Source organism: Streptomyces sp. NPDC058239 (assembly GCF_042882185.1).
Taxonomy (GTDB): Bacteria; Actinomycetota; Actinomycetes; order Streptomycetales; family Streptomycetaceae; genus Streptomyces.
Window position 1 is genome coordinate 149,221 of sequence record NZ_JBHVWS010000007.1, and the last position, 25,362, is coordinate 174,582.

The window sequence follows — 25,362 nt, forward strand, 5'->3', positions numbered from 1 at the left end:
ACCTTGTTGCCCCTCCGCGGGGGCCGCGACATAGCACCCGGCGGGGGCCAGGCGCGCGCCGCCCACACCCCCCCCCTCGGCCCGGCCCGGCGGGGTCCCCCGGGCGACGCCCCTTCGTGCTTGCCTTGACGTCCGCGTAAAGGTCTACCGTCGAAGACATGCGAATCGGGGAGCTGGCCGAGCGGGCCGGGACGACCACGCGGACTCTGCGGTACTACGAGTCACGCGGACTGCTGCCTGCGCGGCGGGCCGGAAACGGGTACCGGGCGTACGACGAGGACGATCTGCGTCTGGTCCAGCAGATCAGGACCCTCCAGGACTTCGGCTTCGAACTGGAGGAGACCCGGCCGTTCGTCGAGTGCCTGCGCGCCGGCCACCCGGCCGGTGACGCCTGCCCCGCCTCGCTCGCCGTCTACCGGCGCAAGCTCGGCGAGCTCGACTCGCTCATCGAGCAACTCCAGGCGGTACGCGCCCAGGTGGGCGCACAGCTTGCGAAGGCCGAGCTGGAGGCCGCGGCGGAGTTTCCCGGCGGTCCGGAACCACGTTGTGAACTGGGAGGATGACAGATGATTCATGCAGCAGAGGGCGTGGCCGAGGTCACCGACACCACCTTCGACGGGGAGGTGCTGGCGGCCGACCTTCCCGTACTGGTCGAGTTCACCGCCGACTGGTGCGGCCCGTGCCGCCAGCTCGCCCCCGTGCTCAGCGCCGTCGCCGCCGAGGAGGCCGAGCGCATCAAGATCGTCCAGATCGACGTCGACCACAACCCGGGGATCGCGAGCCGGTACGCGGTGCTGGCGACGCCGACCCTGATGGTGTTCCGCTCCGGCGAACCGGTGAAGTCGATGGTGGGCGCCCGCCCCAAGCGCAGGCTGCTCCAGGAGCTGGAGGACGTGTTCGAGACGGTGTGAGAACGGGCCGGGGCGTACGTCCGGACAGGGAAGAACAGCGCGCAACCGTAGAGGCCGCCCTCGGGAGGCCGCTACGGCCCGCGCTTACTCGAACCGTTCCAGGCGCTCGATGAAACCGTCGATCTCGGTGAGTCCGGGCGCGTCCGGTCCGCGATACTGGCTGGTCGCGTCCCGGAGCCTGATCGCGGCGGTGCGCGCCCGCGAGAAGCGCTCCGATCCGGCCTCCAGACGCATGATGTGCGCGAGCGCTTCCAGATAGCGGTCGACGGCCATCTCGTCGTGCTTGTCCGGGGCCTGCTGGACGTAGGCGCCGAAAGCAGCGACGGCGGCGGTGGTCTCTCCGAGTTCCATGCGGCACTGGGCCGCGAAAAAGCGGCACTGCTGTGCTTCTGCGTCGTCATTGCCGAATCGGCGGCCGATTTCTTCCGCAGTCTGTTCGAAGAGCCTGAGAGCTTCCCGGTGTGCTCCCGCGAGGAACTTCACGTGCGCGAGGGAGAGATTCAGGTACTCCGCCAGCCTGCCGTCCGTGGCCCTGGCCGAGGCGGCGACCAGGACATCTGCGGCCTGCGTGAACTGCTTCTTCAGGGCCAACTCCTCCGCACGCCCTGCCGCCTCGTCGGCCTCCGCGTCGGTCAGCGGCGAGGAGGCGGGGCCTGCCTCCGCAGGAACATCGAGCACCGTCGGCACATAGGCCTGGCCTCCGCCGGTATTGCGGCGTACCGATCCGCCGAACGGCCGGGTGAAAGGCGTGCATGGATCGAGTTCCAGACCGTCAGCCGTCAGCAGACGCGGGGTTCCGAACGGGGCACCACGGCCTGCCAGGGGCAGTAACGCTTCGTAGACAGCCGCCGCCGGCACGCGTTGCTCGGAGTCCTTGTGCAGCATGCGGAGCAGAAGCTGCTCGATGTCCGCAGGCACATCGGATCGAATCCCCCTGATCGGCGGGGGCGGCGTGTGCACATGGTGCCAGGTGAGGGACTGGTCGCCGGTTGCGGTGAAAGGGGTACGGCCGGTGAGCAGTTGGTGCAGCACACAGGCGAGCGCATAGATGTCCGCCGCCGGGCCGACCGCATTGGCCAGGCTCTGCTCCGGAGACATGAAGGCCGGCGTGCCGACGGTCATGCCCTCCTGCGTCAGATGGGGGTTGGCCCCAGAACCGAGGAGCGCTGCGACACCGAAGTCGAGGACCTTCACCACCCCGCCCGGCGTGAGCATGAGGTTCGCCGGTTTGATGTCGCGGTGTACGACATCGTGGTGGTGGACCTCGTCCAGCGCGGAGGCGATCTGTGCGCCGATGGCGGCAGCCCAGGCCAACGGCAGTGGTTCGTAGTCGTAATCCGTCTCGTCGATGAGGGTCTGTACCTCACGCCCCTTCAGTAACTGCATCACCACATACAGCCGCCCGGTGCCCTCGTCGACCCCTGTGTCGTAGACCGCCGGGAGACCGGGGTGCTCGTGGAGCCCGGCGGTCGTGCGTACCTCACGGAGGAAACGCTGACGTCGGGTCTCCAGCGCCTCATGGTGGGCCGCGTTCTGGATTGCGACGGCGTACGGGGAGGGCTGCTCGGCAAGCATCATCTTGACCGCGACGCGGCGGTCAAGACTCTCGTCGTAGGCGTGCCACACCTCACCCATGCCACCGGAACCGATGGGGGCGTGCAGGCGGTACCGTCCCGCAAGCGCCCTCCCCTGTTCTGCCGCGCCCTGCCCCGGTGCCGAGTCCCCCATGTGGCACGCCTCTCCCTTGTGATGATTGTGCTGGCCGTCCGTGCAGGTTACGGCGTAAAGGGTTCCGTTCGCCGGGTTCCGCTCTTCTTCAGTTCCGCCGCCCGCTCGGCAGTGGCCAGCCGGTCCGCCTCACGTCGTGCCGGCCGACGGATCAGGTTGTAGGACTGGGCAGTTGCGACCCGCCTGAACAGACGGTTCACCGGGTCCTCGTCGAAGTACCGCACCATCAGGGCATCGTTCGACTGCGCCTGCTTGATGACAAAGTCATCCATCTCCTTGGCTAGTTCCCGACCGTACGTCTCCTCGTCCTGGTGGAGGCCGATCTCCTGCATGTCCGGGTTCTCGGCGATCGAGACCACCAACTGGCCGAGCAGGATCTGGTCCGTGGTGGACAGCTCCGCTCCCAACTCGTCGTTGATGGACTGGATGACCTCCGCGAGTGACTTCTCCTCGATCTCGACGGCCGCACCGGCCGCCTCCGGAAGCCCCGGCAACACCTGCGCGCCGACGGCATCCAGCTTCAGCTCGGGCGTGCCGGTCTGCTTGACCCGCATATGGCTCGGCACGGTCTCGCCTATATCGGCGGCTGCGGTGCCGTCCGGGCGCGGCAGCCGACGCAGCAGGAACCGGCCGTACTGGAAGAGCCGTTCGAGCTCACGGTTCTCGAAGCCGATGACATGCGAGAGCCAGCCGTACGCCTTGACGTACGACTCCAGGGCCCGGCGGAACTCCTCCGCCTTGTCCGGCTCGTTCGCCGCGAGCATGTTGAAGCGGTCCACCGCCGGGGCCGTGTACTGGTAGAGCCGGGCGTGGGCCTTCTTCACGCGGTCCTCGGAGGCCCGGCCCTCGTCGAATGCGCCGAAGTACGCCTTGACGAGCGCTTCCATATCGGCTTCCACTAGCAGCTGGTACGCCATGACCTCGTCCTGCCGGTCGAACAGCAGGTTGGGCTCGATCTCTTCGGTCAGCGACGCCTCGTAGTACTTCTGGAACGCATCGAGTATCACTTCGGGCTTGTTGGCGAAGTCCAGAACGAACAGATCTTCCTGGGACTTCTCCGGATGCGTACGGTTGAGGCGCGAGAGCGTCTGAACGGCGGCCACATTGGCGAGCGGTTTGTCCACGTACATCGTTGTCAGGAGCGGTTGGTCGAAGCCCGTCTGGTACTTTTCCGCGACGACGAGGATGCGGTACTCGGGCTTGGGCACGGACGGCGGATTCGGATCGTCGACGCGTACGTATGCGAAGCGGCCCGGCAGTTCCTTCTCGGGGAATCCGTTGAGCTTCGACTCGGTGTACTCGACGCCGTCGAGTGTGAGCGCGCCGGAGAATGCGACCAGGGCAGCACAGTCCGTGGCGCCGCGTTCGTCCACGTACTTGCGGATCTCCTGGTACAGCCGGACCGCATGCTCGCGGCTGGGGGTAACGGCCATGGCCTTGGCCCGTCCGCCCAGCTTGTCGGCGCTGTGTGAGCGGAAATGGTCCACCATGATCTTTGCCCGCTGGGCCATCGAAGCCTCGGACAGCAGCGCGGCCCGTACCAGTTTGGAGCGCGCCTTACGTGGGTCGACCTGCTGCTCGACCTGCTCGGCCGCATCGTTCTGTAGTTTGAAGTAGGTGCCCCAGGTGGTGTACGTGCCCAGCACATCGAGGATGAAGCCCTCGTCGATGGCCTGGCGCATGGAGTACACGTGGAACGGGCCCGGCTGACCGGTGGACGGATCCGGCGTGCCGAAGAGCTGCAGAGTCTTGGACTTGGGCGTGGCGGTGAACGCGAAGAAGGACATGTTCGGCTGCTTGCCACGGGCGAGCGCCTCGGCGGTCAGGGGATCGCCGTCCGCGTCCACAGCCTTGACGCCGAGCGCCTTCTTGAGCGCGGCCGAACCGTCTCCTCCTTGGGAGGAATGCGCCTCGTCGATGATCACCGCGTAGCGGAGCTTGCCGAGTCCGCCGACCTTTTTCAGGATGAACGGGAACTTCTGCAGCGTGGTGATCACGATGCGCGCGGTGGCGCCGGTCAGCGCCTCGGCGAGCTGTGCGGAGTCCTCGTCGATCCGGACGACGACACCGGGGGTGTGCGTGAACTGATAGATGGTGTCCTGGAGTTGCTTGTCCAGCACCCGACGGTCGGTGATCACGATGACCTTGTCGAAGACCGGTTGGTTCGGTTCCATCCCCTTGTCGCGCGCGGCCTCCCCGAGTTGGGCCGGGTTCTCCGGGGTGTGCAGGGAGGACAGGCGGTGCGCGAGCCAGGCGATGGTGTTGGACTTTCCGGAGCCGGCCGAATGCTGGACGAGATAGTTCTCCCCGGCACCGTTCAGTCCCGCGTGCGCGGTGAGCTCCCGCACGGCGTGCCACTGATGGAACCGCGGGAAGATCAGCGGCTGCGTGTGAGCGCTGCCGGGACGGTGCGACGGCGACTTGCCGGCCTTCGCCTGCTCGTCCTCGACATGCAGGTAACGCTCAAGGAGCTCTAGCCAGTTGTCGCGGTCCCAGATCTGCTCCCAGAGGTATGAGACGGGGTATGCCCCGTCCGCCACCTTCGACGGGTTGCCCGCACCGCCGGTTGCACCGGGCCCCCCGGTGCCGGTGTTGAACGGCAGAAACCGGGTCTTCGGACCGGCCAGGCGGGTGGTTAGAAATGCCAACTGCGGGTCCACCGCGAAGTGGACGAGGCTGCGCTTGGCAAAGAACAGCTCCTTGGGGTCGCGGTCCTTGCGGTACTGACGGATGGCATGTTCGACGTTCTGCTCGGTGAAGTGGCTCTTCAGCTCGACTGAAGCGGTGGGAATACCGTTGACGAAGAGCGCCAAGTCCACGGACTTGGCCGGAGTTTTCGCGGAGTAGTGGAACTGCCGGACGACAGTGAGACGGTTGGCGTTGTACTGATCCAGCGCCCCGGCGGCCAGCGTATGGGCGGGCCGGAAATAGGCGAGCTGGATCTTCACGTTCCGGTCGTTCACACCGCGCCGGAGCACGTCGAGCACGCCACGCTTGTCGATCTGCTCCGCCACGCGCTTGGCGAACCGCTGGATGGACGCGGTCTCGCTCTCGCCGTACTCGGCCCGCAGGCGCAGCCAGGCATTGTTCTGCGAGGCGCCGAGGAAGGTGGCGAGTTCAGCGGTGTCGATGCCGATGTCATGGTTGTACGTGTTGGACAGGCCCTTGTGCCAGCCGTGGGCCAGAAGCCCGTCCTCCACGGCGTTCTCGAAGGCTTCCTCGGTGTCGTTACGTGCCATGGAGGTCAGGCCCCTCGCTTCCCGGTCATGAGGTAGTGGACGTCACGGCAGAACTTGTCGAATGAGGGTGAGTTGCCACGCGCCATCGCGATGTCGAAGATCTCCGCGAGCGAGGCCTGGTCGACGACCGGCTTGTAGGGCCGCCCGTCCACGCGATGATGGGTGAGCCACCCCTTGCAGTCGCGAGAGGTTTCGCAGTCCGTGGGCACCTCGAGTCCGTGCGGCATGCCTCGACACCCGCCTAGCGTGGGCGCGGCCGCGATGAACCACGCTTCGAACTCGCGCTGCGCCAGAACCACAGCCGTGCGCCGGTCGGGGCGGGCAGCGGTCGCCCGCTCCAGCAGCGACGGCCCCAGGGCCGCCGGGCAGTCGTCGTCCGCGTCCAGCACGATGAGGACACCGCCCGAGCCGTCCGCCGGGACGCGGTCGGCCAGAGCATCGACCGACGCTTCGAGCCCACCCTGCTTGATCAGGCGGCCACGCCCCACCCGATAGGGCTTGAGAATGTTCGCATCCCAGACCCCTGCTTCGTGCGTCAGCCTGCGCAGGAGAATCGGCAGCGCAGACAGCTCTCCTTCGCCCTCCACCACGGAGGCGATGGTCATCCGCCCCATGTTCAGCTCTCCATTCGTGGCGGCTGCGGAACCATCTGATCGGAGCGCAACAAGTCGCCGACCGTGGCCAGGCCGTTGCGGACGATCCGCCGACTGACGTCATCCACAGGACCCACGGCCGTGACACCGTCCTGCACGACGACCACGCGAATGGCGTCAAGGTCTGCTTCCTTGCGATCGAAGAGCTCGGAACTCTGGCTCGTCGCGAGGATCTGGGTATGCAGACTTGCCTCGGTGAGTGCGTCGAACAGGGCCCCCGCAGCGCCGGGATGAAGTGCGAGCTCCGGTTCCTCCACGGCCACGAGCGGGAGCCGTCCGTCGCGAGCCCCCGGCTGGAAGAGCGCCGCCAGCAGGCCGATTGCTCGGATGGTCCCCTCGGACATGGACTCCGCCCGGAATTCCATGGGCCGCGCATCGGGGCCGACGGAGAGCGTCATCTTGGCTGCGATGTAGTCGCCGTCCTCAGTGGACGGGCCGACGTGTGTCAGTTGCGGCACGATCGCTCCCGCATACGCGGCGACACGCTCGCGCATCACAGGATCGAGAAGCCCCAGCACGCTGCCGAGGTGGCCACCGTCCTCGGCGAGTACGCCCGACCGGACAACCGGTCGGGCATCGCGGAGCGCGCAGAGCTCGGGCTCGTAGAAGAACATGCCCGAGAGGGCGTCACGCAGACGCCCGTAGGCCTCGCTGCCGGCACTCACGAGCGGTAGGAACAGCTCGCCTGGCCGCACCCTTCCCGTACGCCCTGCTGCGGGCTCTTCGACGGCTCCGTTCTCCACCTGGAACCGGGCATCAGGAGGACTGCCGACCGGGCCGATCTCGCAGTACTCGCGTTGGATCCACGCTTCGACATACCCCTGCTCCGAGCTGGGGGCGTATCCGAAAGTGATGTCGTAGCGGCCCGCCAGGACGGTGTCGTCGGAGCGCTCCGGAACGCGGAACTCCAGGGCGATGGTGCAGGTCTCGGCGGCCTCCGGAACCCGCCGCAGGACGTCCAGCAGACCTCCGCGCTCGCCGACTGCCTCGGGGAGGCCCCGGCTCACGGCGTCGCGTACGAACCTCAGAGCGTCGAGGAAGTTCGATTTGCCCGCGGCGTTCAGCCCGAGCAGGACCGTGAAGGGGCCGAGCTCGATGTCGCAATGGGCGATGGACTTGTAGTTCTCGATGCGTACGCGGGTGATGAAGGGGACGGTGGGGTTCCCGGTTTCGGTCATGAGGGATCGGTGCCTCGCCCACTGGCGGTGCTCACGTCGATCTGGCCGGTCACGGCGGCGGTGATCAGGGACTGGCGGCGCTCGGCGAGTTTGGCAAGCACTTGCTTTTGTAGCGAATTGAGCTGGTCGATTCGAGCAGTCTCGGCGTCGAGAAAGGCGGCGATGCGGCGTTGTTCCTGAATTGACGGAACCCACAACTCCACCTCGCCTAGTTCCTCGGCGTTCAAGTGAGGCTGGGCTGCGCGAGAGCTCGCCAGATTGATCTGATCTTGGAATCCAGTGCTCAAAAAGGCATGTGCCAGGTACTGGGAATCAACGGATTGAGGTGTTACGCGAAGGTCGTATCCTGGTGCGCTTCCTGCCCACTCTCTGGTAATTCGAGCGGAATCGCCTGTGTAAGCCCCACTCCGTACAACTAGGATCTCGTCCTCGTCGAGCAGTGGTGCCCTCTCAAGCGGAAGGTCCTCGAGTTTGGCGCGGAGGAGGCCGCCTTCAGTGATCCTCCCCCTGTTGATATTTGTTGCCCGCAAAATCGGAATACCATTTTCGGAAAGAGGTGGCGGTTGCCCCAAGCCGTATCGGATTTGTGCGATCCGTTTCAGAGCGACGTATTCATTCATTTGGTTACCTCTCCCAGCAGTGCCTGAATCTCCGCCTCAAGCGACTTCAGTTCCGCATCGATCTCCGCCAGCGGACGCGGCGGCTCATACACGTAAAAGTGCCGCGTGAACGGAATCTCATAGCCCACCTTGTACTGCTCGGTCAGCTTCGTCTTCGGGTTCTTGAGCTCCGCGACCCACGCGTCCTCGACGTGCGGCGTGACCTCCTCCGCCACGTACTCGTCGATGTCCCGGTCCATCGGCACGTTCTCCGCGTCGCGGAGGTCCGAATCATGCTCGGGCTGCTTGCCCTTCGCGTACTGGACCTCGCCCTCCGGATCCCGTACACCCACCGCGTCCCGCAGCGTCTTTTGGAACACCGAGCCCGACGGCCAGATCAGGCCGGCCGCCCTGACAGCCGCATGCAGGGCATCCCACGCGTCGGTCTTCTTCGACCACACCTGTCCGATCAGCGGCTTGAGCGCAGCCACGAACTCAGCCTGCCGTCGAGCCACTTCCTCCGCCTCCATCGACTTGTCGCCCAGCACCTTCTGGAGCGACGCGGACGCGGCGAGCTCAGCCAGCGTGTCCTCGGTGATCTCGAAGCGGAGTTTCAGGGGCCGGTCCACGGTGATGCGCTTGTATCCGTACTCCTCGTTGCGGAGGATCTTTACCTTGGCGTGGTCCGGGTGCGCCGGGTCCGCCGCGATCTGTTCGGCGTCGCGGTATATCGCGCTGATGCCGCCGATCTGCTCGTCGGAGATCTCCTTGCGCTTCTCGCCAAGGGACTTCCGCCGCTTCACCCATTCACCACGTGCGTCGATCATCACGACCTTGCCCTCGCGATACTTGGGCTTGCGGTTGCTGAGGATCCAGAAGTACGTGGAGATACCGGTGTTGTAGAAGAGCTGGTCCGGCAGGCCGACGATGGCCTCCAGGTAGTCGCGCTCCAGGATCCAGCGGCGGATTTCGGACTCGCCGGAACCGGCGCCTCCGGTGAAGAGAGGGGAGCCGTTGAAGACGATGGCGACGCGCGACCCGCCGATCTCCTGCCCGTTCTCGTCCTTCTTCAGCGGGGCCATCTTGTGGAGCATGTGCTGGAGGAAGAGGAAGGAGCCGTCGTTGATGCGGGGCAGGCCCGCTCCGAACCTTCCGTTGAAGCCGCGCTCATGCTCGTCCTTGACGGCCTTTTCCGCCTTCTTCCACTCCACGCCGAAGGGCGGGTTGGCCAGCATGTAGTTGAACTGGCGGTCTTCGTGCCAGTCGCGGACGAACGTGTTGCCGAGCCGGATGTTGTCCGCGGTATGCCCTTTGAGGAGCATGTCGGAGCGACAAATCGCGTACGACTCGGCGTTGATCTCCTGCCCGTAAAGATTGACCCGGGCTCCCGGCTTGATGTCCTTGATGTGTTCCTCAGCCGCGGCGAGCATGCCACCCGTGCCGCAGGCCGGGTCCAGGATGTCGATGACCTGGCCGGGGCGGCGGATCAGCGCATCGTCGGGGCCCAGCAGCAGCTCGACCATTAGCTTGACCACTTCACGCGGGGTGAAGTGCTCACCGGCCGTCTCGTTCGAGGCGTCCGCGAACTTGCGGATCAGCTCTTCGAAGACGTAACCCATGTCGTGGTTGCTGACCCTCTTGGGGCTCAGGTCGATACCCGCGAATTTCTGAACCACCTGATACAGCAGCCCGGCTTCCTGGAGCCGATCCTGCTGAATGTGGAAGTCGTACCGGTCGATGATCTCGGTGACCGCGGGGGAGAAGCCGCCGATGAAGTCCTTGAGGTTCTCGTAGACCCGCTTGTCGTCGCTGCCGATGGTCTTGAAGCTCTGCTTCGACGTGTTGTAGAAGGGCAGACCGGAGGTGGCGAGAAGGACCGCGTCCTTGCGGTCTCCGGTGTACGAGGTGTTCCGGTCCCGTACCGCCTGGCGGGTGTTGTTCTCTTCCATCACGCAGTCGAAGCGGCGCAGCACCGTGAGCGGCAGAATGACCTTGGCGTACTCCGAGCGTTTGTAGTCGCCGCGCAGCAGATCGGCCACCGACCAGATGAAGTCGGCACGTTCCTGATTGGTGTTGCTCACTCGGCACCTTCTCGTGTTACGTCCGGCGCCAGGGCGCCGTTGGTCAGTCCGTCGTAGGCCAGGTGGGCGGCCCGGTCGCCCATCCTGGCAACATCCTTGAGCCTTCGCTCGAACTTGCCCAGGTTCCGGAACGCGGCCCCATACCGGCGTTGCTGCTCTATGTCCATCTGCGGAAGATGGGTGCCCCGCAGATCGGCCCGGTGGGTGCCTGTTGTCGAGGTGTTGCGGCGGGTGTTGCCCGCGCTGCGCAGGAAGCCGCGCAGATAGTCCGTGTCGAGCTGATCGCTCGTCGAGACGGCCTCGTTCTCCTCTGTATGTACCAACCCGGCCTGGATCAGATCGCCGACGCCCACTGCGGGGAAATCGTCAAGCGACCCGGTCCCCGGGCCGGGGGGCAGGCTGGGCAGCAACTCGGCGAGTTCGCATAGCTGTTGCTCAAGCTCTGCGCGCAGCGCTAGGTACTCGGCCGGATAGTCGGGCTGGGCAGCGGTCACGTACGCGGACGGACTCAGGTCCACGTCCTCGCGCAGGAGATCGATCAATGGCACGTGCGTGACCTGGCCGGCGGCCGGCTCCAGAGGGCCGTCCGGATCGTTCTCCGTGAGGTCGACCATGCGTACGGACCGGACCGCTTCGTCCGTCGTGGAGGGGCGGCGGAGCTCCCACAGCAGGAGCGGCTGGTTGTGACTGGTCGCCAGCCCCGCAGGCAGGGCCACAATCGAGGCGAGGGCGCCACGACGTACGAGTTCCGTACGGATCCGGCGCCCGCTCCTGCGGTACGCGGCAGAGGGCGTGAGGGCGATGAGGGTACGGCCGCCCGGCGCGGTGTGGGAGTAGCAGTGCTGAAGCCAGGCAAGGTCCCCCTCGGCGCGAGGCGGTGCCCCCAGCTCCCAGCGGGAGTCGATCAACAGCTCCTCCCGGCCCCAGTCGGTCTGGCCCAGAGGTGGTTCGCAGACGACGAGCTGTGCACGTAGGCCGGGGTGCTGGTCCTCCCGGAGGGAGTCGCCGGCTTCGAGCCGGGTCTCATGGCCACCGGCAAGGCGCGCCCTCAGCCGGGCCAGGTGCACCAGACCAGTACTGATCTCCTGCCCCGCCCGGGAAGAACTCTCCGCTCCGGCGACCGCGAACAGGAGTGATCCGGCGCCGCACGCCGGGTCGTACACGAGCCCCTTGACCGGGCCTGCGAAGTGCGTGAAGGCGCGGACGAGCCGTGGGGACGAGACGGCTTGTGCGCCACTGCGTCCGACCGAGGCGATGAAGCGGTTGATCAAATCCTCGAAGAGCTGGGGCGCGGTTCGCTCGGCAGCCAGCTGGTCGACGACTTCGCGGAGGCTGTCCTGGAGTGCGTTGCCCTCCGCGTGGACCAGATACCCGCCGACATCGACAAGAGCGGTAGTCATGTCGTCGCCGTAGGCGGCGCGGAGCGCCTGCCAGAGGGCGACCTCAGGCGAGACCCCCCGTCCCTTGCGCTGTCCTGCCAGCCAGGTCTCGACCTCCTCGAGAGAGAAGAGCGGGCCCGCTGCTGTCCCGCCGACGGGAGCCGGGAAGTTGTCGTGGCGCCGACGCCAATTGGCGACCGCGGCCCGGGTGACACCGGCGAGTCGTGCGATCTGCGCCGCCGTAACGAAAGCTGCTGAAACGGATTCCTCATCCTCCATGATGGTGAGGGTACACGCGCCGACGCAACCAGCCAAGGCGTGAACGTGTTGACAGTGCTAACAACTTCCTGTCACTCTCCAATTGGCTTCGCTGTGAGCTTGCGCCTCCCTGGTGGCAGGTGCCTCACGAGAGCGAGGGGTGCCCCGGCGCGCCCGGATGTCGACGCGTCCGCCCGGCCCACCCGCCGCCCCACCGATGTCGAGGAGCAACCGTGTCCCCCAAGAAGCAGGCTTCAACTCGCAAGACCTCCCTGTACCGGCTCAACGCCCCCGCAGACCCTGGCCTCGACCTGCATACGCTGGTGGAAGAGCGGTACAGGGGCCGGGAAGGTTTCACCACCACGCCCGTCGACCACGCGGGTGTGGTTGGGTTGCTCGTGACCGGCTCCATCGCACGCGACCGCGCCGAATGGTGTGACGTCCTTTCGGAGCTCACGGGCGCCGATGTGCAGGTGGCGGGCCGCACCTCTTCCGGCCTGCTGCTTGTACGCACTGAGCGGGCCGTCTACGCCGTCACGTACGGCATGGGCCACCACATGATTGACTCGGCCCGCCTGGACCTCGGGTTCGGGCTCCAGTTCGCACTCCGCTGCCTGGACCAGGACGGCATCAGCCTGGTGCGGCGCCACCTCATGGACGCGCGCGGCCGCACCAACGAGAACTCGACCACTCGGGGCGGAAACCTGCGCGACCTCGGTACTGAATGGATCGGCTCCATCGTCAGCAAGATCACCGGAAAGGCGATCGACCTGCCTCTTACTCATACGTCCGCAGGCCGGCGGAGCCTCGGCGTCAGCTGTACCGACAGCTCCATCAGCCTTCCGCTGGGCCGCTCCCCGCAGCAGTTCCTGAACGATCTGCGGGTCATCGAGGACGCCTGTACCCAGCCCGCACCGCTGCCGGGACTGGAGTCTCTGGCCAAGGTCCGTTCATTGCGCCGCAGGGGTAAGACCGATCTCGTACGGGAGCTCAACGAACGGCTCGACCAGTACCTCGGCGATCTGGATGCCCCGGGCCTCGCCCTCAACTTCCCGGGCGAGTGCGCCTCGCATGCGACGGAGACGCGCGCCATTCGCATCATGCGTGGATCGCGCGTGATCGACGTCGGTGACCTCGACATCGATGACATCCGGCAGTTCGTCCGCGACCGCCCTGACGGATGTCGGCTGTCCACGCTCAAGGACGTTCGCGTCCAGCTGTTCGCCGACGAGGAGTGCACGGAATCCCTCAGCCCGCCGATTCCGGGACACCGCTGGATCACCGCCGAAGTGCGGAGCGGCGCGGCGCACCACTTCTACTGGCAGGGAAGTTGGTACGAGATCGGTGCTGAATTCGTCCAGGCGCTGCGGGACGATGTCACCGAACTGCTGGGCCGTCCGTCCGGCGTTGTGCTTCCGACGTGGCCCGCGGGTAAGAAGACCGACGAAGACTGGTTCAACAAGGAAGCAGCCAAGCAGCCCGGCTACGACCTCTTCGACAAGAAGAACGTCCATACGGGGACCTTCCGCGGCGGCGGTCTCGAAATCTGTGATGTCCTCGGACCCGAGGGCCAGCTCATCATGGTAAAGAAGGCCGACAAGGGAAGCTCCGGCCTGAGCCACCTGTTCGCCCAGGCGCGGACGGCCACCGAAGCGCTGCGCTATGACGCCGAGGTGAGGGAGAAGTTCCTCGCCCGGGTCGCCGAGCTGCGCCCGAACGATCCCCCGGAGGACACCCTGGCCACGCCGACTGTCGTCCTCGCCATCCGCCTCAAGTATGGCGTCCCGCTCACGGCAGACTCGCTGTTCGCCTTCTCCCAGGTTTCCCTACTGCAGACGGCGTTGGCACTGCAGGGCATGGGGGCCAAGGTCGAGGTCGTTCCCATCTACGCCTGATGTGCCCGGCTCCGTCGTGGTTCCGTCGGCTCCGCTCGGGTGGCCCGGTCGGAGTGCAGGGTGTGACGTGAGCGATGTCCAGGTGAACCCGTTGCAGGGGCGGGCGGTCGTACTTGCTGCCGTGGGCGACAGTGATGAAGTGCAGCCTCCAGTGAGTTGTCGGCGCCCGCGAGGCGGCCCTGTTCGTGTTCAAACGCCTGCACGTCGAGATGCCGACTCTCGTACGATCACAGAATCCAGGTGATCGCGACAGGGGGCGTATTCATGACCGAGAGCTATGAGCAGGGGGCATTTGATGAAGAGGACGATGAGTTTGAGAGTATCGACTCGCTCCTCGCCAGCTGGCACAGGCAGAAGGCCAAGCTTCGAGAAATCGGAGACGAAGCCAGGGGGCTGCAAGCAGAGTTGACGCCTTGGAGTGGGCGCATCGATCGCGCGCACGACTGCGATTGGATCGTCAAGCAGTTTGTGCGGCTCGCGGACGCTGCCAGGAAGGAAGACTTCGAGTCTCTGATCCTGCGCACCACGGAACTGCATCACCGCGGCACGGGTGTACTCGATCCAGATCATTCCTTCGGCCCGATCCCTTCGCCATTCGTGCGGCTCATGCCACCGGAGCAGGCCACGATGGAATCCAAGCGACTCGCACGTCAGGTACGCCATGTCGTCGCCTACCAAGCGCATATCCAGTACTGCATCGAGCACTTCACGCAGGCGTGGAATGCCCTCATCGACGGCGCCCTCATCTGCGACTGGGAGATCATCGAGGATGAGTTCCCCAAGCTCGCTCTCTTGAGCGATGAAGCGCAGCGGGCGCTGCGTATCTGGATGTCAGTGGACAAGTAGTCACGTCATAAGCAATGTGCCGCGTCGCTGTTGGGCTAGCCGATGGTGCAGGCGGCTGGAGGCGACGCCTGAGCCTTCTTCGTCTCGCTTACTGCGTGGCGAAGGATGAGGTTGGCCCTCACGGTGTTGGAATTTCGATTCGTGCCGCGGCGGAGCCTCCGGAGCAGCGGCCAGCTCTTCAGGTGGGCCATGGGTGTTCGCCAGTGCGCGGGAGTGTCAGGGGTGTTTGAGCATGCCCCGGAGTTCGGCGACGAGGCTGCGGACGCTGCGTTCGGCGTCGGCTCCGGTGGCCTGCTCGCCCGCGGCGTCCGGGTCGGGCTTGCGGCAGGGGAGGCAGAGGCCGTCGGGGAGTGCTTCGGATGGGCCGGGTGCGCCGCATTCGGTGCATTCCACCATCAGGCGGCGGACGGGAGTACCTGGCGTGGCCGGTGTCGGGGTGGTGGGCAGGTGGGGTGGGATCTTGTCGTTGAGGCGGCGGCGTACGAAGCCGATGGGGGAGCTGACCTGGGCGGGGAGGCCGGAGGCGAGGGCATGGATGAGGTAGTCGGCATCCACGCCCCGGTCGAACCACTGGGCGGCCAGTGACTCCAGGACACTGCAGTCGGTGACGGAGAGGGCCAGGCGCGGTTCGATTCGGCCCAGCTGGGCCAGGGCGAGGTACGCGGGCGAGGGGTGCTCGGGGGCCGGTTCGGGGGCCCGCTGCTGCGGTACGACGGGTACGGGGCCGGGCGAGGTGGGCTGCGCTGCGGGCTCGGACGGTGTCACAGGGGCCGGGGCCTGCGGTTCCGACCCGGCTCGGGGAGCGGTTGCCTCTTGGGCGGCCCGGTCGTTCTCGGCGTTCAGGAAGGCGCCCCACCATTCATTGTCCCGGGCGGTGCGGGACCAGAAGGTGCGGGTGACCCAGCGGACCTGGCCGCGCTGCTCGACCCGGCATTGGGCGTGCCGCAGGTGACCGGCCACTCCCAGAGCCCTGAGGGCGCTGCCGACGGCCATCTGCCCGTACGCGGGGATGTTCTTGGCGAGCGACTTGATGTCCATGGCCGCACCGTCGGGCAGATGGTCGACGTACCCGGCGATGTAGCGCTCACGCTCGGGCAACAGCATGAAGTCATCGGCACGCGGGGGGCGTTGGTCCGGTGCGGATCGCTTGCCGTAGCCGCGGTTGGCCTTCGCGTATGGGCGAGAGGATGCGGGCGTGCAGAGGGCAGGGCTAAGGTTCTCGGTAGCCACGAGATCGCTCGTTTCGATCTTTGGGTGAGACCCCGGCCCGGTGCGCTAACACCGCGTCGGGGTCGTTTCGTTGGGGGCACCGTAAGCAGCCGCGACAGCGCGCCGCAAGCTGGTCAGGATTAGTCGTACTTGCTGGCCGTGACGGGGGAGGGAGGGTGGGGAGGTTTCCCCAACCCCCTTCCTTCACCCACCGGTTGACCAAGAGCGCTCGAATCCCGGAGCCCGGATTCCGACGCCCGGATCCCGAATCTCAAGCGTCGGGACCGACCCCCTCCTCGTACCCACGAAAGAGTGGATCAGCCGGTCCCGGAGCTCGACCCCCGGCCCTCGAAGCCCGGAACTCGGGTTCCGAGGTCCGAGGTGGCGCTGCTCGACCGACGGACCCGCGTGCCACCTTCGCCCGTGAATTGCGGAGCCGATTCCTCAAACGGCACCCCGTCGGAATGACTTGCCGACCGTCTTCTTCGCCATACGCCTGAGGGACGGCGCTCTCTCCTCGATCTCAACGGACGTACCCTGAAAGGGAGGTGATCCCATGCCGCTGTCGGAGAACATTCGCAGCTTTCGACGCCGTGTCGGCCTGAGCCAAGAACAGCTCGCTGAGCAGGCGGGCCTGTCCCTGGGGGTCGTTCGAAAAGCCGAGCAAGGCGGAAGTGTGCGGGTCGAGACACTTCACATACTCGCCAGGGCGCTTGGCACCACCACGTCCAGCCTCTTCGAGACCGCGGCTCCCGAGCCGTTGCGTGGGGAAGACGGTGACAGCGTCCGCCTCATGGAACTACGCCGCGCGCTCATGCCGCCGGTCGGTCTCTCCGAGGTCCTCGTAGAACCTGAAGGTGCAGTCGGCCTCGCTTCCATCCAGCGGGACATCGACGACTCGCACGCCCTGTACCAAGCCGACCGTTACGACTCTGTCGCAAAGCTCCTGCCGGGCATCCTTCGCGCCGCCGAGGACGCCGTCGTGCTCAGCGACGCGGGGGAGCCGCGACAGAGAGCCATCATGGTCAGGGCCAGTGCCTTCCTCCTGACGGGCAAGTACCTCACCCAGGTTCGGCGCTACGACATGGCCTACCACGCACTGTCACACGGCATCAGGGATGCGAGGGAGACCGGCCGGACTCTCCTTGCGGCCACCGGGGTCGTCGGTATGGGCTGGCTCCTTCTGCGGCAGGACAGGTTCGACGAAGCCGAGCATCTCGCCACCGTCACGGCCGCCGAGGTGGAGCCGCGCATGTCCAACGCCTCGCCCGGCCAGCTCGCCGTCTGGGGAGAGCTGTGTCAGCGCGTAGCCGCTGCGGCGATGCGGAACAACCGTCCCGAAGTTGCCAAGGAAGCCCGGCGCATGGCCACGACCGCGGCCTCGGCCCTGGGCGTCGAGCACATCGACTTCCGGGAGCACTGGACCACCTTCGGCCCCGTCACGGCCGAGATGAAGGCGATCGAGGACCTCTCCCTCGTCGGGGACGCCCGCGGAGTGCTCAGCCGGGCCGACGAGGGAACTCTGAGTCGTAAGGCGCTGAAGAAGTTCGGCCGGCCGAGCGCGAACAACTGGGACCGGCACCGTCTCGACGTCGCCAGGGCCCACGCGATGCTCGGCTCCCACCAGGACGCCATGGACGAGCTGAACACCATCAGGAGGGCTTCTCCCGAGTGGCTCAGGCATCAGCAAATGGCTCGCTACATCATGAGTGACGTTCTGTCAGGCCGGAAGCGTACCCTCACCGCGGACATGCGTGACATGGCAGTTCACCTGGGCATCGCCGGGTAGTAACTACGGAGCGTGGTGCCTCCTCTTCGGCGGCCGGAAGAGTGCCACGCACCGTGCCTGGTTTGACACATTGTGCCCGCATAGCGTCTTCGGCATGGCGAGCAACCAGCAGACCGGCCCCCGTTACGGGGCGGTAGTCAAGGACACGAAGACCGACCGCTTCGGCGTCGTGATGGGCACCATCGGCGGGCGCATCCAGCTCCGCCCGATCAGCGGTGGACTGTCGTGGGAAGTCGAGCCGGACGGCATCGAGGTGCTCTCCTCGCGCCAGGAGTTGACTGTTCGCCTCGCTGCCCTCAACGCCGAATCCAGGCGTGGAGTATGAGCGGGCCCCGGGCCATCGTGAGGCACGTCCAGTGGACCCTCGCGCCGAACCAGGAATCGGATGCCGAACCTCAGACGTACGCCATGCTGTGCGTCGTCTGCGGAGGGACCTCGGCTACAGCGGAGGACTGGCACGCCCCGCAGGGATGGGCTCTCTCGCACTCGGGGCGTAACCCCTCCCATCACACGTACCGAGAACTGATCACCAGGCCCTGGCGAACGTGGATGAACTCCTGACGAGGATCACTGTCCTGCTTGCTGCGCCGCCGGACGTCGACGAACCGGCGGTGGAAGAGCGGCGCATTACACGGTGTTGCCGGTCCTGTACGGCGCGATAGCCTGCCGTTGACCAGCACATCAAGACCTGCGACGCGCGAGGGGGATCGTGGAGCGGCGCGAAGTACAAGGGCACTATGAAGAGCTGGCAGCCGAGTACGACGAGCACTGGGTCTACGGGCCGGACTACATCCCCTGGATGTCGGCCCGCATCGCTGAAAAGCTGAGGCTCACTGTTGACGACCGTATCGCCGACATCGGTTGCGGCACAGGGCTGTTCGCGCGCCAAGTGGCGAAATCCGTCCGGCCGAGCCATCCCGTTCTCTGCGCCGATCCCTCAGAGGCGATGCTTCGGCAGATCGAAATGCCGCCCCCACCCGGTCTGGCACCGATTCTTGCCTCGGCTGAAGATATTGCCGATGGGAATGTCGACCTGCCTTGTGGCCGGCTCGATGCGATGTGGCTGAAGGAATCGGTGCACCACCTCCCGGATCCGGCCCGGACGTTGCGCGGCCTGGCGGGGCGGCTGGCGGCCGGTGGACGCCTGCTCGTGGTCATGCTCCCGGCCACGATCCAGTACCCATTGTTCGATAGTGCTCTCAGACGCTTCGAGGAGCTGCAACCCGACCCGCTCGGCATCGTGGAGCATTTGGCAGCGGCTGGGATGGAGGCAGGTCTCTCCCACGTCGAGCATGAGTTGCGCATCGACCGGGACAGGTACTTCGGCATGGTGCGCGCTCGCTACATGTCCTTGCTCTCCACCTTCAGCGACCATGAGATCGAGAAGGGGATCGAGGAGATGCGTGCTGCCCACCCCGAGCCCGTCCTTGTGTTTCCCGACCGGTTCGCTTTTGTCTTCGGGGAACTGCCGGATCAACGAGGTGAGGGCGAGTGAGTACCGTGGTCGATGAGCGGCTGCGTCGGCTCCGGGGTGAACTGGACGATCACGCACGGATCGCGGACCGCCTCGGGCTCGACCTCGAACGCCCTCTGCGTTCCCTCGACGACGGTTATCCCGAGAACGCTGTCGCGCTTGTCGGCAAACTGACTGAGAAGCTGCTCAAGGAGTTATGGCGCCACCACAACATCGAAGGCGACCCTTCGACCAAGGCGCTGAACGACCTTGTCAAGCGCTGCCGTCCGCATATCCGCAGCAGTACCGTGATGGACGCTCTCGACGACATCCGCCGCCTTCGCAATCGTTCCACGCACGACGGCTACGACATCAGCGACGAGGACGGGTTGCTGGCCGTGCGCCGCCTCGTCGATGTGCTGGTCTGGTTCACGAACACGGGGAGCGCCGCGCTTCTCGGGGGAGAGCCGGACCTGGCTCCCGAGGTGGCCCGCCGCTGTGAGTTCCTCGCAGGTCTGTACGTCACCCTCGGCTATCGGCAGGCCAAACGCTTCGTTCTCAGCCCCGACACTGTCTACCAGCTGTTCTGCCGTGAATCGGGCATGCGGCTCGAGTACGTGGAGCTCATGCTCTCCCGGGACGCCGACGATCTGAGCACGGTCCTCGCTTCCAGCGACGGTGAGTTGTTGCGCACCCGATTGCCCAAGCTCACCAGGTTTGTTGTCTTGGAGGACGACAACGACAGTGCGGTATCCGGGGCGCTCCAGCAGATGCTTGGACTGGACTTCCGGATCGTCCGCTACGACGGCTTCGTCGACACTCTCGTCAACCTCGAAACCCACCTCGGCGCCGTCTCCTCCATGGCCGCACCCGCAGAGCCACGCGTGGCGATCACCGCCGCCGTGCTGTCCAACGACCCGCACACCGGGGAGCCCCGGAAAACGGAGTCCGCGGACGCTGCGGAGCTGCTCGCCCGTCTTGGCCGGGGCAGCGCGAACGTACTGGTCACCGGTCGCCCCGGGAGCGGTAAGAGCACGCTTCTACGCTCTCTGGCCGTCAACCCGGACACCCGCCGTTTCCGCTTCTACTTCGACCTCGGACTCAAGCCCAAGGACGAACCCTTCTCGGAGTACGCCGCGCGACTCCTGGCACCGTCCATGGCTTCGGACCGCTCCCGCGCCTACGACCTCTTTCTCTATTTGATCCGCTCAGGCACTGCACTCTGCGTGCTCGACGCCGTCGACGAGGGCGTCGATGAGGCGAGCCCCGCCGGTTTCCTGCGCCTGTTCGTGGATCTGGCGGCCGTGCTCTCGGCGGAGTCCGCCGTGGTCATGAGCTCGCGCGTGTCCTTCCTTGCCGACTCGCCGCAGGTCCGCCAGCTGCTGGACAGCGGCGCAGGCCGTTCCGAACAGCTCGTCGAGCAGATGTATGCCAATGGAGTCGACCCGGCCAGGGTCCCGCACTTTCACCTCGTACGCCTCGCCGAACCTGACGCAACACCCTTGGAGAAGAGGCTCACCGCGTCGCTCGGACTGTCTTCGGGGCGTTCCCTCGCCGACATCCTCGGAACGCACATCACCCGGACCCTGGCCGATCGCGGACAGGCCGGCATCGAGCAACGTCTGCCCGACTGCTTCGGGCACGCCTTTCTCACCGACCAGACGGTGTTCTCCCTCCTCGACCTGCACCGGGCGCTGGGGACAGGCGCGTTCACCGACGGACGCCTTGAGTTCGACGCCTGTGTGCTCTCACCCTTGCTGCGCCCGGCAGGGCCCGATCAGGTTGCCTTCGTGCACACCGCGTACCAGGAACTGCTTGCGGCGCGATATCTGGCCGCGGCCGGAAACCAGGATGTGGCAGTGGACGTGCCGGGCGGCGCCTTTCTCACCGAGCAGGTTCGCGCCTTCCTTGCCGGCCTTCCCAGCACTCCCGCGACCGACGACCGCGTACTGCCCGCAGGAACGTATCTGGTCGGCCCGGCTGAACGACTACTCCTCCGTCGAGTCCCGCGATCCGTACGATTCGACCGCCACGCCGTGACGGTGCAGCGCTACCGGCGCTTCCTCCAAGCACTCAACGGCGATGGCACCTCGAGCTGGGACCATCCCGATCAGCCGGCCAACGTTACGCACCACCCGTGGACCGACAGGTTGCGCGAATCCGACTACTACGTCGACGCGCGCTACGACTCGTACCCGGCCGTCTGCGTCAACTGGTGGAGCGCGTACGCCTTCGCCGGGTTCGAGGGCAAGAGACTGCCTACCTCCCTGGAGTGGGAAGCCGCTGCGCGTGGTACGAACGGCCGACTGTTCCCCTGGGGCGACGACCCCCGGGACGGACTGATCAACTGTGCGGACTCATGGGTCGGGCGCCCTGTCGTCACCTACCAGGCGTGGTACGAGGACTTCGCGGGCGACGCCGTCCGCCGGGCATGGGTGACGCCTTCCGACGAACGGCCCGGAAACCGCTCTCCGTTCGGCATCGTCGACATGGTGGGCAACTGCTGGGAATGGACGTCGACCAGCCTCGGTGATCCGGGTGAGGCAGTCATTTGCGGCGGCAGCTATGACAACCCGATGCGTGCTGTACAGGCAAGCAGTAAAGGCCTCTACCGGAAACGCGGGGGAAGCAACGCGGTTGGCTTCCGCTGCGTGGAGGACATCACTGATACCGAGGAGACGGTGGCATGAGTGGCGAGCCGCGTCACGGCACGATTGTCGACAGGCGTTCGAGTGGCGGGGGAGTGAACGGCACGCTCGGTTCGTACATCGTCCGTGACGACGAGGACCAGCGGTATTACGGATTCGACTACCGGCAGATCGTGACTGAAGGCTTCCGCACCATCCGCACCGGTGAGCGTGTCCGCTTCCATGTCTCGGCGAGCCCCGACCGGGCCGAGTTCGTCATCCGCCTCGATCAGCCCGATCCGTCCGAGTACTACGGATGACCGCCGTGTCGCCCTCACTCGAAACCATCACTGGTGTGCGTCAGGAGCTGACAGTTGTCGTCTCGGTGCGTCTGCTGCAGACTCCCGACTGGGCCGAGGGGCCGTTCCTCTTCGAGCTGGGCAGCCGTCGCACCGATACTGCGACGCGGGCAACCTATTTCGCTCCGGCCTCCGCGAGAGTCCTTTACGGCGCGCCTGGCCGGCCCCGACGCTGGTACCGGTCGGCGTCGGTCTTTCATAACGGCCTGCACCTCATTGGTATGGAGCTTCTCCGTACGGCCACCGCCCGAAATCCAGAACACGCTCTCGCAGTATTCCACTTCACGGTGTACAGACCGCTGTTGCCTGTGGTGCGCGCGATAGCGGGACGAATGATCACCGACGGCGACGCCGTGACGCTCACAGGCCCGCTGGATTCCGGCGAACTTCTCGCAGGTATCGCGGAAGTCACCAGCGGTACCGGCACATTCGCCATAGCTCGCCCCTACACCATTGCCTTTCTGACCCCCGGGGCCGAGCACACTCCAGCGCTGCGCGCAGGCCACGAAGGACCACTGCCGGCCACTGCCGACCGCTGGCTTTGGCAGCTGGCGTCACGCTCGAACCCGGCCGACTTTCCGCTTGCCCCGGAGACCGCCGCGGCAGAGCTTGGCGGCGCCGTGCGTATCTCGGCGGACTGGAGCGCCCTGGTGCTCCGGCAGGGTGCCGCATTCCTCGGCCACCGTGCCGATGCGGGGGACGGTGACTTCTACGCGTTCGGCGCGCTGCACTCGCGCACCGTCTACCTCGACGCCCTGCTGCTCGGGTCACTCCAGCGCGACCACATCGACGAGTTGACTGACGAACTCTCGGACGTCTTCGACACCACGCAACTGGCTCGAAGAGTCGCAACGCTGGAGCGGAACATCGCGGTCTTCCGCAGTACCTACTGGCGTCAGCACCTGACCGCCCACGGTCCGGCCAACGAACTGCTGCTCGCCTTCCAGCAGCAGCACCGACTACCGGACCGCTTCGGCGAAATCTTGGCCGAGGCCGCTGACTACAGTCGGCTGGTGCAGACTCAGGAGAGCCAGCAGATCAGCGGCGCCCTGGGGATCCTCACGATTCTGGGCCTGCCGCTCGGCACCGCGCTCGGCATACTCCAGGTGATCGGCGACGAGTCGCTCTCGCACCTGCTCGTCGCTCTCGGGCTCTCTGTCGCCGCAACGGCAACTGCGCTCGCGACGCCTTACGGGCGACTGGTTCTGTCCTCGCTGCGCAGGGGCAGCAGGCTGTAGGCGGGCGCTCTTCAGGCGGCTCCGGGTCAATTGTTCGACCGACGGAGCCGGACGTAGCCACCGCCCGTCCTGGCACTTTGCGCAGTCGGCCAGAATTCAGCAACCGGCCGGGACTGGACCGTCTCACCGGGCTTGCCGTCTTCTCCGCGCCCCCTCATACGTGCAGCGGGCATCCACGGACAACTCAAGGACCGCGCCCCAGACAACCCGCTCTTCCCGCTCATCACCGTCCAAGACGGCGAACAACTCACCCTCTGAGCGGCGATCATCGCCTCCAGCTCGTCCCCGCCGCCGTCCCATGTGACTGCGTCGGCCACACGCTTGACCAGGTCGAAGGCGTCCCAAGCGGCGGCCAGGACACCGGAGAGTGCGGTCGGCGCCAGAGCTGCCCCGAGAGCAACCTCCAGCCCTCGATCGGTGTGGGTGTCGTCATGCGCCCTGCGCCACGCAGTGGTCTCGAAATAGCGGCAGAACCCAGGAGTTGAGCCAGAACTCATTCTGTCGGTGCAGGGAACCGGAAGAGGCTGTAGATCAGCACCGCGCACCCGAAGATATAGACATACGCACCGGGGCCGAGGATATCGAGCTGCCCCTCGGCGTTCAGGATAGTGACCATCCATACGATCAGCCCGGTGCTGATGGTGGTGGTGACAGTGTGCAGCTGGCGGGGCCAGCGCGGCACGGGAGCGGCGGGGGAGCGGCGCGACATGTACACCGCTGTCGCGCAGGTGCTGGCACTGAGCGCAGCGGCCAAGGCGAATGGCCAGGAGCCATCGACCAGGTGGGTCAGAGCGGCTTCTCCATTCATGGCGGGCAAGACCATGGCGAGTGCCAGGGCCGCGATGGCAATCCAGAAGGGGAGAGCGGTGCGGGGGCGTGCTGGGGGGAGTGCAGTCGCGGCCGGTGTGGCCGGAGTAGCCGGGGCCTTCACGGTAACGGGCGGCGGAGCGGGGGCGGGCTGCGGCTGGCTGGTTGGGGCCATCGGGGCGGGGGTGGTGACCGTGATGGGGAGCGCCCGGGCGACCGGGGTGGGTATCCAGGTGGCAGTCTGGGAGGTGACATCGGCAGGCGGGTGGTGCTCGGTGGGTACCAGAGCGAGTTCCTCGATGAGCGCGGTCACTGTCGGGCGTTGTTCAGGGTTCTTTGCCAGGCAGCGCGTGATGATCTCCAGGCCCGACGACGGCAGTTCGGCGAGGTCCGGTTCCTCGTATGCGATACGGAAGTTGAGCGCCTGTGCTGAGCCGGCGCCGAAGGGACCTGTGCCTGTGGCTGCGTAGGTCAGTACTGCGCCGAGGGCGAACACGTCGGTGGCCGGCGTGACGGGCTTGCCGGTGAGCTGTTCGGGGGCCATGAAGCCGGGGGTACCCACGATCATTCCGGTGCGAGTGAGCGCGGTGTCCTCGGCCGCTAAGGAGATTCCGAAGTCGACCACCCGCGGGCCGTCCGGCGCGATCAGGATGTTCGAGGGCTTGAGATCCCGGTGGACCAGGTCGGCCGCGTGGATGGCTTCCAGTGCCTCGGCCAGGCCCGCGCCCAGCGCCCGCACCGAGTCCACCGGCCAGGGGCCGTGCGTTGCGACGGCCTCGTCCAGCGGCATGCCGGGTACGTAGGCGGTGGCGAGCCATGGGGTCGAGCTGTCGGGGTCGGCGTCGACCACGGCGGCTGTGAAGAAGCCGGTGACCCTCCGGGCCGCCGACACCTCGCGGGCAAACCTGCGGCGGAAGCCAGGGTCCTGGGCAAGTTCCGTCCGCACCACCTTCACCGCTACCAGCCGCCCGCTAGGCGAATGCCCCAGGTAGACACAGCCCATCCCCCCGGCGCCCAGCCGCCCGGTGATCCGGTACCGCCCTACCTGCCGCGGATCAGCGGGTTGCAGCTCGTCCACCAAAATCTCCCCTCGTCCAACGCCGCGCACGTCCC

The 25,362-nt window shown here is 66.3% G+C and carries 19 protein-coding genes; 10 read left to right on the top strand and 9 right to left on the bottom strand.

Going from position 1 to position 25,362, the window contains the following annotated elements:
* Window positions 1-158: 158 nt before the first annotated feature.
* Both ACFVYE_RS11825 and trxA read left to right on the top strand, forming a co-directional pair.
* The gene (locus tag ACFVYE_RS11825; RefSeq protein WP_383972892.1) at window positions 159-563 is read left to right on the top strand and encodes a MerR family transcriptional regulator; all 405 of its coding nucleotides are present in this window, start codon (window positions 159-161) and stop codon (window positions 561-563) included.
* Window positions 564-566: 3 nt separating this feature from the next.
* Window positions 567-911: a thioredoxin gene (gene trxA / locus ACFVYE_RS11830; RefSeq protein ID WP_389605241.1), complete on the top strand. Its 345-nt coding sequence runs from the start codon at window positions 567-569 to the stop codon at window positions 909-911.
* Window positions 912-995: 84 nt separating this feature from the next.
* Here the strand turns inward: trxA and ACFVYE_RS11835 are convergent, their stop codons facing one another.
* From ACFVYE_RS11835 to ACFVYE_RS11865, 7 genes are read right to left on the bottom strand one after another with little or no spacing between them, the layout of a single operon-like run.
* Window positions 996-2,639: a protein kinase gene (locus ACFVYE_RS11835; RefSeq protein WP_389605243.1), complete on the bottom strand. Its 1,644-nt coding sequence runs from the start codon at window positions 2,637-2,639 to the stop codon at window positions 996-998.
* A gap of 47 nt (window positions 2,640-2,686) precedes the next feature.
* Window positions 2,687-5,878, bottom strand: coding sequence for a type I restriction endonuclease subunit R (locus ACFVYE_RS11840; protein ID WP_389605245.1), 3,192 nt, complete (start codon window positions 5,876-5,878; stop codon window positions 2,687-2,689).
* 5 nt (window positions 5,879-5,883) lie between these two features.
* A complete protein-coding gene (locus ACFVYE_RS11845) occupies window positions 5,884-6,483 on the bottom strand; it encodes a DUF4276 family protein (RefSeq protein WP_389605247.1) in 600 nt (199 codons plus the stop codon).
* A gap of 11 nt (window positions 6,484-6,494) precedes the next feature.
* Complete coding sequence (locus ACFVYE_RS11850; RefSeq protein ID WP_389605249.1) at window positions 6,495-7,709, bottom strand: AAA family ATPase; 1,215 nt, start codon at window positions 7,707-7,709, stop codon at window positions 6,495-6,497.
* Entirely contained in the window at window positions 7,706-8,329 is a 624-nt protein-coding gene (locus ACFVYE_RS11855) for a restriction endonuclease subunit S (protein ID WP_389605251.1), read from the bottom strand. Before ACFVYE_RS11855 ends, ACFVYE_RS11850 begins: the two co-directional genes overlap by 4 nt.
* Complete coding sequence (locus ACFVYE_RS11860) at window positions 8,326-10,389, bottom strand: N-6 DNA methylase (protein ID WP_389605253.1); 2,064 nt, start codon at window positions 10,387-10,389, stop codon at window positions 8,326-8,328. Before ACFVYE_RS11860 ends, ACFVYE_RS11855 begins: the two co-directional genes overlap by 4 nt.
* Complete coding sequence (locus tag ACFVYE_RS11865) at window positions 10,386-12,047, bottom strand: N-6 DNA methylase (protein ID WP_389605255.1); 1,662 nt, start codon at window positions 12,045-12,047, stop codon at window positions 10,386-10,388. The genes ACFVYE_RS11860 and ACFVYE_RS11865 overlap by 4 nt, the downstream gene beginning before the upstream one ends.
* 212 nt (window positions 12,048-12,259) lie before the next feature.
* On the opposite strand from ACFVYE_RS11865, the gene ACFVYE_RS11870 reads away from it, so the two are divergent.
* Both ACFVYE_RS11870 and ACFVYE_RS11875 read left to right on the top strand, forming a co-directional pair.
* Window positions 12,260-13,921: a DUF6119 family protein gene (locus ACFVYE_RS11870; RefSeq protein ID WP_389605257.1), complete on the top strand. Its 1,662-nt coding sequence runs from the start codon at window positions 12,260-12,262 to the stop codon at window positions 13,919-13,921.
* 264 nt (window positions 13,922-14,185) lie between these two features.
* On the top strand, window positions 14,186-14,767 hold the full coding sequence (locus ACFVYE_RS11875; RefSeq protein WP_389605259.1) for a hypothetical protein: 582 nt from the start codon (window positions 14,186-14,188) through the stop codon (window positions 14,765-14,767).
* A 216-nt stretch (window positions 14,768-14,983) separates the two neighbouring features.
* On the opposite strand, the gene ACFVYE_RS11880 is transcribed toward ACFVYE_RS11875, so the two are convergent.
* Window positions 14,984-15,997, bottom strand: coding sequence for a MarR family transcriptional regulator (locus ACFVYE_RS11880; RefSeq protein ID WP_389605261.1), 1,014 nt, complete (start codon window positions 15,995-15,997; stop codon window positions 14,984-14,986).
* 535 nt (window positions 15,998-16,532) lie between these two features.
* On the opposite strand from ACFVYE_RS11880, the gene ACFVYE_RS11885 reads away from it, so the two are divergent.
* The 6 genes from ACFVYE_RS11885 (at window position 16,533) to ACFVYE_RS11910 (ending at window position 23,442) form a co-directional block, all read left to right on the top strand.
* Window positions 16,533-17,765, top strand: a complete 1,233-nt coding sequence (locus ACFVYE_RS11885) for a helix-turn-helix domain-containing protein (protein ID WP_389605263.1) — start codon at window positions 16,533-16,535, stop codon at window positions 17,763-17,765.
* 94 nt (window positions 17,766-17,859) lie between these two features.
* On the top strand, window positions 17,860-18,090 hold the full coding sequence (locus ACFVYE_RS11890) for a hypothetical protein (protein ID WP_389605265.1): 231 nt from the start codon (window positions 17,860-17,862) through the stop codon (window positions 18,088-18,090).
* Between the two features lie 384 nt (window positions 18,091-18,474).
* Entirely contained in the window at window positions 18,475-19,260 is a 786-nt protein-coding gene (locus ACFVYE_RS11895) for a class I SAM-dependent methyltransferase (RefSeq protein ID WP_389605267.1), read from the top strand.
* Complete coding sequence (locus ACFVYE_RS11900; RefSeq protein ID WP_389605269.1) at window positions 19,257-21,908, top strand: SUMF1/EgtB/PvdO family nonheme iron enzyme; 2,652 nt, start codon at window positions 19,257-19,259, stop codon at window positions 21,906-21,908. Before ACFVYE_RS11895 ends, ACFVYE_RS11900 begins: the two co-directional genes overlap by 4 nt.
* Window positions 21,905-22,165: a hypothetical protein gene (locus ACFVYE_RS11905; protein WP_114246738.1), complete on the top strand. Its 261-nt coding sequence runs from the start codon at window positions 21,905-21,907 to the stop codon at window positions 22,163-22,165. Before ACFVYE_RS11900 ends, ACFVYE_RS11905 begins: the two co-directional genes overlap by 4 nt.
* On the top strand, window positions 22,162-23,442 hold the full coding sequence (locus ACFVYE_RS11910) for a hypothetical protein (RefSeq protein WP_389605272.1): 1,281 nt from the start codon (window positions 22,162-22,164) through the stop codon (window positions 23,440-23,442). The genes ACFVYE_RS11905 and ACFVYE_RS11910 overlap by 4 nt, the downstream gene beginning before the upstream one ends.
* A 493-nt stretch (window positions 23,443-23,935) precedes the next feature.
* Here ACFVYE_RS11910 and ACFVYE_RS11915 read toward each other — a convergent pair whose 3' ends face one another.
* Window positions 23,936-25,327: a serine/threonine-protein kinase gene (locus tag ACFVYE_RS11915; protein ID WP_383972874.1), complete on the bottom strand. Its 1,392-nt coding sequence runs from the start codon at window positions 25,325-25,327 to the stop codon at window positions 23,936-23,938.
* Window positions 25,328-25,362 lie beyond the last annotated feature (35 nt).